The 15039-nt window shown below is 47.1% G+C and carries 7 protein-coding genes; all 7 read left to right on the forward strand.

Annotated elements, in window-relative coordinates:
- Positions 1-55 precede the first annotated feature (55 nt).
- The 7 genes from GV030_RS14615 to GV030_RS14645 all read left to right on the forward strand — a co-directional run bounded on the left by GV030_RS14615 (position 56) and on the right by GV030_RS14645 (position 14933).
- Positions 56-721 carry an RNA polymerase sigma factor gene (locus GV030_RS14615; RefSeq protein WP_159583290.1) on the forward strand — a complete coding sequence of 222 codons (666 nt, stop codon included), beginning with the start codon at positions 56-58 and terminating at the stop codon, positions 719-721.
- A gap of 142 nt (positions 722-863) precedes the next feature.
- On the forward strand, positions 864-1910 hold the full coding sequence (locus tag GV030_RS14620; protein ID WP_159583292.1) for a FecR family protein: 1047 nt from the start codon (positions 864-866) through the stop codon (positions 1908-1910).
- Positions 1907-5365, forward strand: a complete 3459-nt coding sequence (locus GV030_RS14625) for a TonB-dependent receptor (protein ID WP_159583294.1) — start codon at positions 1907-1909, stop codon at positions 5363-5365. Before GV030_RS14620 ends, GV030_RS14625 begins: the two co-directional genes overlap by 4 nt.
- Positions 5366-5395: 30 nt before the next feature.
- Positions 5396-6940 carry a RagB/SusD family nutrient uptake outer membrane protein gene (locus GV030_RS14630; protein WP_159583296.1) on the forward strand — a complete coding sequence of 515 codons (1545 nt, stop codon included), beginning with the start codon at positions 5396-5398 and terminating at the stop codon, positions 6938-6940.
- A gap of 54 nt (positions 6941-6994) precedes the next feature.
- Positions 6995-8215, forward strand: a complete 1221-nt coding sequence (locus GV030_RS14635; protein ID WP_159583298.1) for a glycoside hydrolase family 71/99-like protein — start codon at positions 6995-6997, stop codon at positions 8213-8215.
- A 30-nt stretch (positions 8216-8245) separates the two neighbouring features.
- The gene (locus tag GV030_RS14640) at positions 8246-9844 is read left to right on the forward strand and encodes a hypothetical protein (protein WP_159583300.1); all 1599 of its coding nucleotides are present in this window, start codon (positions 8246-8248) and stop codon (positions 9842-9844) included.
- 373 nt (positions 9845-10217) lie between these two features.
- Positions 10218-14933, forward strand: a complete 4716-nt coding sequence (locus tag GV030_RS14645) for a sugar-binding protein (RefSeq protein WP_159583302.1) — start codon at positions 10218-10220, stop codon at positions 14931-14933.
- Positions 14934-15039 lie beyond the last annotated feature (106 nt).

Genomic DNA, 15039 nt, shown 5'->3' on the forward strand with positions numbered 1-15039 from the left:
GAAACCACCACTCTTTTAATTATTCAAAATTTCGAATGCTATTAATTGATATATTTTGAATACTCATTTCATTGGGCATTATGAGCACGCTGATCATTCTTCGGATGAGCAGCTTTGGGATTTGTTTCGGTCAGGGGACCAGGAAGCATTTTCCAAAATCTATGATGCCCATGTAGATGGTTTGTACAACTATGGAATGAATTTCACCAAAGATTCTTTTCTGGTGAAGGAAGTCATTCAGGATTTGTTTGTGACCATTTGGAGTACCAGAGGTCAGTTGGGACAGACGAGCAACATCCGTTTTTACCTAATGCGGGCCTTGCGCAGAAAGATTTCCGTTTTTCACAAAGACCAGAAAAAGTGGGAGTCTGACGCCAGTGAGGATAAATTTGGCCTGGCTCAGTTGCTGAGCAAAAAATCTTTCGAGCAGTTCAATAAGTCGAATGTTTCTGAAAAAGAGGTCGCAGAGAAGCTCAAGCTAGCCATGGAGCGGTTGCCACTGCGCCAACGGGAAGCGCTGTACCACATCTACTATGAGGACCTGTCTTATGAAGAAGTAGCCGCATTGATGAACGTCAATATCAAGACAGTGTATAATCTGGCCTGGCGGGGCATTGAGGGCCTCAGGAAAAACCTGTCCAAGGTCTCCATTTTTTACGTATCTCCCATTCTTGCGATTTCCGCATTGAAACTTTCAGCTGATCTGTTGGAAAATTCTTAACGAAACATACAATTGCTTGAATATTCACGTCTTTGATTGTGTTTTATTCTGTTAATTTTATAAAAATTAAAATATTCTTCAGGTTTGGAGTAGAAAAATCCCGCCTTTCATTCTTTCTAGCAGCAGGAACGAATGATTAAGAATGGATTACAAGAAATATTCGATTGAGGATTTTGTCCTGGACAAGGAATTCAGAAAGTGGGTACACACCGAAGATGAGGCGGTGAATACTTTCTGGAACGACTGGGTGAAAAGGAACCCGGGCAAACTTTCTGAGATTCAGGAAGCGAGGCGAATTCTCAAAAACCTGAACTTTCCTGCATACAAACTTACTCCGTCCGAAAAAGAGGATTTGTTTGAGGGTATTTCTGGACGAATCTCAGGGGCAGACTCATCTGAAGTGAAAATGCGGTACCTGGATGTGGACGGCTATCAGGGCAAGTCCCCTAGGTGGGCGCTTCGGTTTGGCGTAGCTGCTTCGTTGATCATCGGAGTGGCCTGGCTGGTCATGTTGTTGGTTCAGGATTCCAGGTTTGGTCAGTTGGCATATCATACGGATTTTGGCGAGACCAAAGAGGTGAAACTCAGTGATGGCACCATGGTGACCCTCAATGCCAACTCAAAAATTTATATTGGTGAGTTGGGAGCAGAGGGGCAGGCCAGGGAGGTTTGGTTGGAAGGTGAAGCCTTTTTTGATGTAACGCACACACAGACAGATCAGGCATTTATCGTACATGCCAATAAGCTCGATGTGAATGTTCTGGGAACGGAGTTCAATGTATACGCTCGTGGCAAAAAAGCCGAAGTGGCATTGGCTTCTGGTAAAGTTCGGTTGGCCAATACTGCTTCCAAGCAAGAGCTGGAAATGAAGCCTGGTGATCGTGTTGTTTACGAGTCGGTGTATCAGAAACCTGTCAAGGATTCTTTTGATCCGGCCGAAGTTTCATCTTGGAAAAAAAATCTTCTCATTTTCAGAAGAACCTCTCTTGAAGACATCAGCGACCTTCTCAAGACCAATTACGACATAGATGTTTTCTTCACCGGTGGAGCTTCCTCGGATCATTATTTCACGGGGACCACACCTGCAGACGACATAGATCTTTTGCTTAAAACGATCTCAAAATCTTTCGATCTCCACGTTGAAAGAAAGGAAAAAACAGTGATCATCAGCCCAAATAATAAGAAATGAGAAAGCTTGTCTGCCTATCGATACTGTTGGTTCTGACCACTCTCCATGCTCAATCGCAGGCGGTTGCTCGCCTTGACACGCGCGATGCCAGAGAAAGGGTGCCAAGTGATTCGGATTCCGTGAAGGACGTACTTTTCAAAATTGAGAAAACATTTGAAGTCTTCTTTAACTACGATGATGATCTGCTGAACCAGATCACGCTTCAGGAGGAAGTGACCATTCCTGAAAGCAAGGCTGATCTGGATGTGTTTTTGGGTAAGCTGTTCAGTAATTATGACTTGGAGTATGAGAAGCTCACCGATACCACCTACATCATTTACAGAAAAACCAGAAAATCATCGCGAAGCGCACCTGACAAGGAGGACAATCCGGAGGAGGAGCAATCCATCAGGGAAACACAGGACATTAAAAAAGGACTTGGACGCATAGACAGAAAGGGAACCACGCTGGAAGGCAAGGTTACAGATGAAAATGGGGAAACCCTGCCGGGTGCCACCATCATTGTCAAAGGCACGAATGATGGTACCATTACGGATATTGATGGAAATTTTAAATTGGACATTGCGGGCAGTACTTTCCCTGTGGTGCTGGCGATTTCCTTTGTTGGCTACAAAAGTCAGGAGATTGCCGTTACAGCTGAGAGCTTTATCAAAGTCACACTCAGTGCGGATATAGCCGCACTGGATGAGATAGTCGTGGTAGGTTATGGTGAGCAGAAACGCTCCAACCTCACAGGCTCCATTTCTTCGGTGAAAGTGAAAGACCTGGAGAATAAGCCTATTATTCGACTGGATCAGGCCTTGCAGGGCATGTCTTCAGGTGTTTTCGTCTCTAAAGGTGGCGGTGCACCTGGTGCCAGTCCTACCATTCACATTCGTGGAGTGGGTTCTATCAACAATACGGATCCCTTGTGGATTGTAGATGGCATCAAGATGTCGCCAGGCAACCACTTCAACCTCGATGATGTGGAGTCCATTGAAATCCTGAAAGATGCTGCTTCAGCAGCCATCTATGGTGCAGAGGCTGCCCACGGAGTGATATTAGTCACTACCAAGCGCGGGAAAGAGGGACAAACACAAATCAGCTACAAGAGCTCTTTTGCCAAGGTAAATCCTATTCGGCTGCCGGAGCTTCTGGGTAGCGAGGACTTTGTGAATTACAAAAGACAAGCTCGGCTCAATGCAGGTCAGAATCCTGAACCCGCCTGGGACAACTGGGAGTATGATACTGACTGGATCGATGCCTATTATGCGGGGAGCGGTTTTTCTCACTATCATGATTTTTCCATTTCTAAAGGGACTGAGCGCTCCAATTATTACCTATCCCTTGGCTATGATGATGAAGAGGGTATCCTCATTGACAACAGCTTTCAGCGGTTTAGCCTCCGTTTCAATTCAGATTTTGAGCTGGCCAAGTGGTTGAAAATAGGAGAGAGCATACTTCTTTCCCGGGTAGGAGAAAATCCGATCGATAATTTCAATGAAGATTATCAGGGATCTATCCCCTACCGCTCCATCCCCATCATGCCGATCTATGATGAGTCCAACCCTTATGGAGGTTGGGGGCGGGCACCGGTATATTTTCAGGGGCCAAATCCTGTGGCGAGCCAGTATCAGCAGCACGAAAAACAAGTAAACAATCGCCTGGATGGCAATATGTACATTCAGGCCACTCCGCTCAAGGGCCTGACCATTCGGGCAAGGGTAGGCTATAACTATACCTCTTTTTTGGGCCGTGCATTTAAAGAGGCGTTCGATTACGGGGCTTTTGCCAACCCCATCAACTCTCTGACTTACTCAGATGGAAACTACGAGAACATCACGGGAAACTTTGTGACCACCTACGAAAAATCATTCGGGAAGCATTCTTTTAAAATCATGGGGGGCTATGAAGCTTCGAAAGTGGAGAATGTGTCCTATAATGTCACTGCCACCGATTTACCGCTTGATATAGCCTGGAGTTTCAATCTTGCCACCGGCACTTTCAATACCACCAACAGACAAACCCTTTACGAAAGTCGTCTCCTTTCGCAGTTTGGCAGGATCAATTATAATTTCGACGATCGCTACCTTCTGGAGGCGAATGTGAGACGCGATGCCTCTGCACCTATTTTCGGACCTAAAAATATTTGGGGGATTTTCCCCTCTTACTCCGCTGCCTGGAGAATCTCCGAAGAATCATTCATGCAAAATGTGGACGTCCTCTCTAACCTGAAGGTCCGGGCCAGCACCGGACGGCTCGGATCTGATAACATTGGGAGTTTCATCTATGCGAAAACCTATACTTCACAGTTTTCCACCTACGCCTATGATGCAGCGGCGCAGAATAAGCAGTCGGGTTTCTACATCAGCAAGTTTCCCAATGCCGATGTGAAATGGGAGGAAGTAAACATGCATAACATTGGGTTAGATGTAGGTCTCTTTGATGATAAAATTTTATTGTCTGCAGATTATTACATCAAAGACACGAAGGACCTGCTGTATGCCGTGCCTATCCCATCATCTTCGGGGATCTCCACCCATAATTTTGATGCCCGAAACCCCGAAATCAATGTTGGAACCATGCGAAACAGTGGATTGGATCTGGACCTGGCTTACCGGGATCATTTTGGGGTCTTTAACCTGAAAGTCAATGGAAACACCTCCTTCATGAAAAATGAAGTGTTGCGCCTGAACGGAGATGAGTACATCACTAGTGGCAATGGGGGCGGTCAGATTGGTGGTATGACCAGAACGCAGGCCGGAATGCCAATATCAAGCTTTTATGGGTATGTGGTTCAGCAAATGCTCAATTCTGAAGCAGACGTCTATGCAGTGAACAGCTGGGCGCCAGACGGCATCTATCAGGAAGCGGGCACGGGCCCCGGGGATTTTATGTACAAAGACATCAGCGGACCCAATGGCGTACCGGATGGGCAGATCACCGCAGAATATGACCGTACATTTATTGGCAATCCATGGCCAAAGATGATGTATGGACTGAACATCACCGGGGGTTATAAGCAGCTGATCGATGTGATGCTACAGTTTCAGGGAGTGCATGATGTAGATATTTTCAATGCCAATAAGGCGTACACGCGCAATTTCTTTGGAGACAACAACACCACCACAGACATTTTTGAAGCCTGGACCGCAGAGGCCCACACCAGTCATCCCAGAAACATAGCGAATGACCCGAACGGGAATTTCGGTAGACCTTCTACTTATTTCATAGAGGACGGCTCTTATCTGAAGCTGAGAAATGCCCAGATAGGGATCAACATGCCCCCACAAATGTTGGAAAAAATGGGCATCGGCAAAATCAGAGTTTATGTGAATGCTAACAATCTCCTGACGATCAGAAAGTATTCCGGCATGGATCCGGAGATCGCTGGTTCCAATGTGAGCAGAGGAGTGGACTATGGCCTCTACCCTCATACGCGCACATTTGGAGGAGGGTTGGAAGTTCAGTTTTAAAGGAAAATGACCTTGAGAGCGATGAAGACAATGAGAAAAATACTTTTATTAAGCATCATCACCACAGTTTTGGTGGCATGTGATGAAGATAAATTTCTGGACATCACCAATCAGAATGAACTGGTAGCGGAAAATTTTTACACCAACATCACCAACTTCAATAACGCGCTGAATGGTGTTTATTCTGCAACAAAGAGCCTGGATTTATTCGGCCAGGCCTTTTATATCCAGACTTTGCTGGCGCTGCCACATACCTCGGACTATTGGAATGCTCAGTGTCGCAATGAAGTGACCTCCGGAGATGGCAATATGTACATCGCCTGGCGTGGGTGGTATCGGGTGGTATCACGAGCCAATGACCTATTGGAGAACGCACCGATCTATCTGGAGAATGAGTCGCCCAACGAAGCTCAAAAAGCAGAGTTGGCCCAGATCGTAGGGCAAGCGCACTTCTTTCGGGCCTTTGCTTATTTTCATCTGGTGAGGTTGTGGGGAGAGGCAGGATACGCTGAGGATAGTACCCGACTGGCGGTACCACTCCACCTGAAAGTGCCCACGACAAGAGATGAAATGATGAAGCCAAGGGCCACTGTGGGCCAGGTTTACCGACAGATTGTGGCGGATTTCGAAATAGCCGAATCGCTGCTCCCAACCTCTTGGAATGATGATAATATCGCTCGGGCTACCTCCTATGCAGCCAAGGGCTTCCTGGGCAAAGTGCATCTCTATATGCAGGATTATGCCACCGCGAAAACTTATTTCGAAGAGGTTATCGGTTCTTCTGCATTCGCTCTGGGATCATTTGAGGAGTATGATCAGATGTTTCAGGGTAAGTTGGAGTTTGGGCCTGAGACCATTTTCGAGCTCAACTATGGTATAGATATGCAGCAAAATATCTGGGAAAATGGACTAGGATCGGGCATAGCGCTTACACTGGCTCCTCCCGGCAGAGGTTGGAGCAACTGTACGCCACATGGGGTAAATATATTCCGGTTTGGAGATGACCCAAGGTTGAAAATATGCACCTATGCTCCCGAGGATTCTGCTGCTAACGTGGATGGTATCATGGAGCCCGTGGGCAAAAGTGAGTTTAATTATACCGGACATAGCTTTCGCAAGTATGTGCCGGAGGACTATTCAGTGTACTCTACCAACCGCAACAGCGGCATCAACTTCATCATCATGAGGCTCTCGGATGTCTACCTCATGTATGCTGAGGTGCTCAATCATACGGGCAATGATGTACTGGCGTCTGAGTATATGAATAAAGTGCGCCGACGGGCTTACAGTTTAGATCCCGAAACTCCCGAACCCACTGTGGATTATACTGGCCTGGGGGGTGTGCAGCTACAGGATTCTATCCGTGAGGAGCGATTCAGAGAACTCTTCGCAGAGGGTCATCGCTGGTATGATATCACCAGGTGGAAGATTGTAGAAGAGGAGGTAACCAAATACAATGATTTCAGGGTGACTCAGGGTGAGATCATCTATCAGGATCGCGATTATTACTACCCCATTCCCCTTCAGGAAGTGGACAATAATACCAACATGACGCCTAGTACAGGCTATGAATAATACGATTAAGTCGGAGCGGAAGTAGGGAATCAATACAAAATGAACGGAATGAAAATGAGTACTTCAGTAATGTGGTTATGCGTGATGCTTTGCGCTGGGCTATTTGGTTGTGATACGAGTGGAGGTGAAGAGGAGATCAAAGCAGATGTGTACGAACCCGTAAAGGTGTCGAAAACAAATGCCACCAAACTGTATATGCACTACATGCCTTGGTTTGAGGGAAAGGAATACTCTGGCTACTGGGGTAGTCACTGGCGGATGGCCAATAAGAACCCTGATAATATGGATAGTGAGGGTAAGCGTGAGATTGCTGCCCATTATTATCCCTTGATCGGTCCGTATGATTCGGGAGATCCTGATGTGATAGCGTATCATTTACTCTTGATGAAGTATGCCGGGATAGATGGAGTACTGATCGACTGGTACGGCAGCCATAAAGTGCTGGACTATGCTGCTAATCTGGACAATTCCAATGCGCTAATTGCTGCACTGGATACTATAGGGTTGAATTTTGGGATTGTTTATGAGGAATATACTGCTGAAAAAGTGGAAACCAGAAAAGGGATCACTGCCATAGAAGCTGCGCAGACAGATCTTTTGTACATGGAAGAAAATTACTTTTCCAATGACAGATATATCACCATCGAAGAAGAACCATTGGTACTCACCTTCGGCCCAAGATTTTTTAGAAAGGCCGATGAATGGACAGAGATATTCTCCGTCATGGAGAAAAAACTAAAATTCCTCCCTTTGTGGAACCACGGGAACCTAGTAGGCGCTGCGAATACTGCCGGTGAATTTTCCTGGATAGATTTCAATTATACACTCTCCGAGCTGGATAAGTTTTATGCAAAAACCAATCAGGGAGTCACTGTAGGGTCTATTTATCCGGGATTTCATGATTACTATAAAGAAGGGGGTTGGGGAGAAAGCTATGGCTATGTACGGCATCTAGATGGTATGACCATGCGTAGCACTTTTGATTTGGCCAAAGACTCCAACCTCCAATTTTTACAACTCATTACCTGGAATGATTTCGGAGAGGGCACCATGATTGAACCCACTCAGGAATATGAATTCCTCTTTTTGGAGCTCATTCAGGAGTTTTCAGGAGTGCCCTACACCAAAGCTGAGCTTGAATTGGTGCACACCTACTATCTGAAAAAGAAAGCGCACAAAGGAGACCCTGATGCAGCGCTCAAACTTCGGGAAATTTTTACCCTGCTCAATGAGCTGGAGCCCGCCAAAGCTGAACAAATTTTAAAAAATCTATAAACCAAAATGTATCACTTAATCCTAAATATTATGAGAACGATTTATTTCAAGAGATTGATGTTACTGGCCATGGTGCTGTTTTCATCCTTGCTGATCTCCTGTGGTGAGGATGACGGCCCAAAGGAACCTGAGGTGCTTTTACCTAATCTGGATGGTCTTTACGTCTACGGAACGAGCACAGTGGCCGCTGAGCCGGGTGGTGCTGCATCCAAAATCAATCTGGCCATTCTAGATCCCGGACAGGGCGCACAGGTAGAAAGTATGGACGGGGTGTTTGGTAAATTCATACACATTGGAGCGAACAGCACCATCAGCTTTGCCTATGTATCAGGTGGTGAAGGTGTAGTGTATGGTGCCGATGGAGGTGGCTCGCTGGATAGCGCCAATACCGTGGGAGGGGTTATCAACGATAAAGTAATCCATGGCACCTTGGTGCAGGATGCTGACCCCATCAACGTAACTAATGCAGGATTATACTATGTCTTTGTGAATATCAACACGGAGAGTTTCACCCTGATGGAAGTGAAAGCCAACATGATTGGTGATGCGACCGAACTTCAGTGGTCTGCAGGCACAGCCCTGGCACTGAAGTCTTCGGACAATGACAAAACCGTCTTTGAGGGCACAGGGTTGGCACTGACCGGAGCCACAGGCTATCGCTACCGCTTTAATGATGGCTGGCATGTCTATTCTGATGAAACCATCGTGACGCTTTCCAGTCTTGGGGTGCCAAGCTATGGGGACGCCTGGGATTCAGGCATCAATGATCTGGGGTTTTATTTAGACAATATTCCGCATAAAGAGACCGGAATCTTTACAGTCACACTGACCTACACAGCAAGTACGGGAGAGTGGGAAGAGGTGAAAACCAAAACCGGAGACCTGGAAAACGATTACTCAAGCCTTGAGATCGGATGGTTTGGAAATGCCTACCTCATCGATGGAGCAGAGCCTTCAGAGCAGTGGGGGACAGTTCACCTGGTGAAAACACCTACCAAGGACCTAAAACTTTACAACTGGACCTGGACCATCGAATTGATAGAAGACAGATCGTTTGTACTCAGAGATCCTGATGGTACTGTGTGGATTACCCACGGCGGAGCAGCTAAAGTAGGTGGAGCCTTCGATGATGGTGATATCATCAAGGAAGAGGGGCAAGACAATTATTTTGTAGTTACTCCGGGGATTTATGAGGTCACATTTACCATCAACTCTGAAGACGATGGCAGGACGTTGACAATGGAGCGCACCACTCAGTTTCCTGATTACTCGGATAAAGAATACGGAATATTTGGCAATGCCTACTACGTGGAGGGCACTACCGAAGGTGCCTGGGAGGCCATTCATCACATCAAAACTCCAGAGAAAGATGGCAACAAATACAACTGGACCTGGACCCTGGAGTTGATCGAAGGCCGGTCTTTTGTCTTCAGAGAAAATGCTGAAAACGGCGAATGGGTGACTTATGGTGGTGCAGCCAAGATCGGGGAGGCTTTCGAAAGCGAGCTGATCATCAAAGAAGACGGACAGGACAACTATTATGTGGCCACAGGAGGAAACTATGACATCACCTTCACCATCAATGCCGAAGATGAGGGGCGAATATTGAATATTGTTCCGGCCCAGTAAATAAAATTAGGACCAGCCAATGGCTGAGATGAAGTTTATGTAAGTAGTAGTATGAAGAAGTAGTATCAATGTAAGGAGACTTCATTATCCTCTTACACCCTGCACCAACTTGGTGCAGGGTGTTTACTAAACTATTACCAACTACCCGGCTCACTGATGTGAGAACGGGGATTCGTTGCATGGAGAAGTAGGTTTTGTAAAACCATTATTTGTCATAATTCTCTGGCATCTTCCCGAACCATCTATGTTATTAACCAGCAAACCAATACGATATGATTTAGACCTTCCATTTGATTGAAAAAATATTCTCAGAGTTGTGACTGATAGAGGGGGAGATAAGGATTTACTCTGACTAAACCTTAAAGAACAACCTATGAAAACCAATGGAAAATTAAGCTGGATTCTTTCGAATTCAGTTTTTAGAAATGGACTCACATTTCTGCTCATCCTCTCTTTGGCATTCCAGCTAAATGCACAAAGTGACGGGCTTCCTCGTGGAGCCTATCAAATGCCCTATGTACGATATGAATCCGAAGATGCCAACCGTGGCGGAGGAGCCATCTTGTATGAAAATCCCTTTTTCGATGAACTGCTGACTGCAGCCGAAGCTTCAGATCAGAAATACGTAGGCCTGCCCAACAATGGAGCTTATGTGGAATGGAACATTAACAATACAGCGAATGGAATTACCCTGCGGTTCACCATGCCTGATGCGGCAGACGGAGAAGGAGAATCCGGTTCCCTGGATCTTTATGTGAACAATGCATTTGTCAAAACCATTAATCTCACCTCCTATTGGGCCTGGCAGTACTTCCCGGGTTCGGAGCCGGAGAACCATCCCGGAGACCGGCCGAGAATGAGATTTGATGAGGTGCATTTCCTCCTCAATACGCCTGTTGGCCCGGGTGATGTACTCAAAATTCAAAAAGGTGCCGGAGATTCCTTTGAGTACGGGGTAGACTTTATAGAAATTGAAAATGTAGGTGCCCCACTTTCCAAACCTTCCGGATATTTCTCGGTGACGGATTATGGAGCGGTGCCTGATGATGGCAATGACGATTTTGCTGCTTTCAATGCAGCCCTCGCTGCGGCCGGTAGTGCCGGTACGGGTGTTTACATTCCTGCGGGTAGATTTGAACTTTCTGACAAATGGAGTGTAGAGGAAAATAACATAGGAATCCTGGGTGCCGGCATGTGGTACACTGAGCTGTTTTTTTCCACTGAAGCCGTTTTCAGCGGTGGGATCCTGGCCAGAGCCTCAGACATTGAGATTGGTCATTTTTATATGAATACCATCAATAATCAACGCTTTCTGAATGGCCAGTATGTGATTTACAAGGGTTTTATGGGTACCTACGGAAACAACTCCAGTATCCACGATGTATGGGTGACGCACTTTGAGTGTGGGGCCTGGATTGCGGGTTATGACCCGCCGTACCCCATTGACATCACCTATAACCTGGAGTTTACCAGAAACAGAATCAGGAACAACTACGCCGATGGGATCAACCTTTGTCAGGGAACCTCCGGTACAGATGTTTCACATTGTAACTTCCGAAGTAATGGAGATGATGCCATGGCTGTATGGCCCAATAGCGATTTCGGAGCGCCAGAAGCGGTCAACAATATTTTCAGATACAATACTGTAGAGCATACCTATCGGGCAGCGGGATCAGCAATCTTCGGAGGAAACGGGCACCAGGTGCACCATTGTATCATCAGAGATGGTCATGCGGGCAGTGGAATTCGTCTGACCACAGATTTTCCGGGGTATCATTTCGAAAATACCACACAAATCAGGTATTTCGAAAATACCATTGAGGCTTGCGGTACCAGTAAAGACCTCTGGGGGTTTCATCGGGGAGCCATCGAGATCAATGCAACCGGTGGAGGTATTCAGAATATCTTTTTTGAAAACATTGACATAATCAATGCTCAGCGTCACGGTGTTCAGATAGGTGGTAATGGCACTGATCTGCAGTTTGACAACATCAGTATTAACGGTACCGGGATCGATCCTTATACCTATTCCTATTATACAGTGGCTTTGGAAGGAGCTGCCGTAATGGCCTTTGGGGGTAATGGTACAGCTGTTTTCAATAACCTCTCATTGGAGAATATTGAGTTGGATCCTCCTACTTACAAAGCCAATGAGAACTACAATCTGATCATTCAGAACCTGAACGTACCACTGACCGGAATTTCACTTTCGGAAAGTCAGATCGATATGGCAGTAGGCGAGGCGGAACCACTTTATGTGAACTACAGCCCGGCCAATGCCACCAACAAAACGGTAACCTGGACGACCTCCAATGCGGCCATTGCTACCTATGACGAAATAGAAGGCAAAGTGGTAGGGCAAGGAACCGGAACAGCCACGATCACTGTGACCTCTCAGGAAGGTAACTATACCGCGCAGTGTACAGTGACAGTGAATGCCGCAGTGAATATCACCGCCAGTGATGATCAGGCGGATGAAAATGGTGGCACCGGGAGCTTTACCATTGCCATCAGTGAGATCAATCAAAACATCACTGTTAACTATTCGGTCGGTGGATCCGTATCAGCAGGGGATTATTCCGCAAATCCGGCATTGAATGGCTCTGTTACCCTCACACCGGGTAATCCTTCTCAGGTGATTACTATCACCCCTACTGATGACAATGAATTTGAAGGAGATGAGACTCTGACCGTGACACTTCAGTCAGGCAGTGGCTACCAGCTGGGCGGAGGTACCAGCGCCTCCATTACCATTGGTGACAATGAAAACCCTCCTTGTACGGCGCCAGTCATTGGTTATACCTCGGGTGGCCCGACTATCAACCAGATCATAGAGTCTGTGTGGAGTACCGCGCCTGCAAAAGGGATTAGTAATTCCACTATTGGTGGTATCCCTGGTGACTATTCGGGTCAGTGGCGAGCACTCTATGACGCCAGCAACCTGTATGTGCTGGTGGAAGTGGGTGATGCCACCCGCACCAATGATAGCGGCGGAAACTGGTGGGAAGATGACGTGGTGGAAATCTTCATAGATGGAAACAACAGTAAAGGCACGTCTTACGATGGCATCAATGATTTTCAGTTGGGCTTCCGATGGAATGATGCCACGGTGCATGCCGGTGGCAATTCTGTACAGAACACCACTGGCATCAATTTTAGCATGTATGCATCCGGCAGTGGTTATGTTCTGGAAGCGGCCATCCCATGGTCTACTATAGGTGTAACACCTTCTATCGGAAGTGTCATAGGTTTTGATGTGGCAGTAGATGATGATGACAATGGCGGCACCCGTGATGCTCAGGTAGTATCGATTGCTACTACGGATGCAGGATGGAGCAACCCCAGTATTTTTGGATCCATTTACCTGACTGATTGCAATGGTGCTCCCGGTAATCAGTCACCTTTGGCCAATGCCGGTACAGATCAGACATTGGCGTCTGGAATCTCCACCGCCAACCTGAATGGCTCAGGCTCAGACCCGGATAATGATCCGATCACCTATAGCTGGAGTCAGGTCAGTGGCCCTTCGGCTACCATCAATAATGGCAGCAGTGCCAGTGCTTCTGTATCGGGTCTTGCCGATGGAAACAGCTACATTTTCCGATTGACGGTGAGCGACGGTTCCTTGAGTGCTACAGATGATGTGGTGATCAACGTAAACACCGCATCCCCAACCCAAACCCCTTATGGCGGCACCCCATGGGCCATACCGGGCACCATTGAAGCAGAGAACTTTGACAATGGAGGCGAAGGGATTGCCTACCACGATGCAGATGCCAACAACAATGGCGGACAGGGGCGTACAGGTGATGGAGTAGACACCGAAAACTGTAGCGCGGGTGGCCTGAATGTTGGCTGGACGAGTGCTGGTGAATGGCTCGAATACACTGTGAATGTAGCCTCTGCCGGAACGTATGACTTCAACTTCCGGGTGGCTTCCATCAACTCTGGAGGTACATTCCATGTAGAGTTTGACGGGGTAAACAAAACAGGAACTGTAACCAGTGTGAACACTGGGGCCTGGCAAACATGGACCAGCGTGAATGTAATGGGAGTTTCCCTAAGTGCTGGTCAACAGATTATGCGGATCGCTTTGGATAACCCAAATCACAACATCGACAAAGTGATTATCACCAGTGCTACGGGCAATGTGCCGGTGACAGGTGTGAGTGTATCACCATCTTCTGCGAGCATCACAGCAGGTAATACCCAGCAACTGACAGCAACCGTCACACCTGCCAATGCTACGAACCAGAGTGTGAGTTGGAGCTCCGGAAACACTGGTGTGGCTACTGTCAATGGTTCTGGTCTGGTCACGGGGGTAGCTGCCGGAACAGCTACGATTACAGTGACTACTCAGGATGGTAATTACACTGCCACGAGCACCATTACCGTGACATCAGATGGAGGCGGAGGTAGTGGCTACCGGATCAAAAATGCATGGCAAAACACCTACCTGGCTGATGGTGGCGATCGGGTGACCTATGGAGCCACTCCATCTGGCAGCAGCTATGAGTGGGAGTTGGAAGATGTGGGTGGAGGCCATGTGGAAATCAAAAATGTAGCCACGGGTGAGTACATGCACATTGAAAACCTGACCGGCTATGTACAGTGTACCACCCGAACATTTGGTTGGTATAGCAGCCGCTGGGTGATAGAGGATGCCGGAAATGGAGAGAGCAGAATCAGAAATGCCTGGCAGGGTGACAACTACATTCACGTAGAAAATCTGCAGGGTCATGCTCAGCATGGAACGATTTATACTGCATGGGCCAGTGCCAAGTGGGTATTGGAGCCAGTGAGTGGAGCCAGGGTGTTATCTGAGTCTTTCATTGAGCAAAATGAGATAAAAACAGTACTGGATATCTACCCCAATCCGGTAACGGACAAACTCACCATTGGTTTTAGTGGGAGTATCGACACAGAGACCGTATGGGCCCTCTATGATTTGTCCGGTAGTTTGATCATGAAGCGAAAGATGACCGCTCCGAGAATGGAAATTCTTCGTGGTGAGCTCAAATCAGGAGTTTATATGCTCCAGATCAACTCCCAGGGAGAAAGACACACCAGAAAAGTGGTGATTAAATAGCCCTGCCATGCGCAGATAACCTATGAATGAGGAGAGGACCCGAATGGGGCTTCTCCTCATTATTTTCTCATCAAAATGGATGAGACACACCAGCAACCAACCAAAA

It is taken from the genome of Marinoscillum sp. 108 (genome assembly GCF_902506655.1).
Taxonomy (GTDB): Bacteria; Bacteroidota; Bacteroidia; order Cytophagales; family Cyclobacteriaceae; genus Marinoscillum; species Marinoscillum luteum.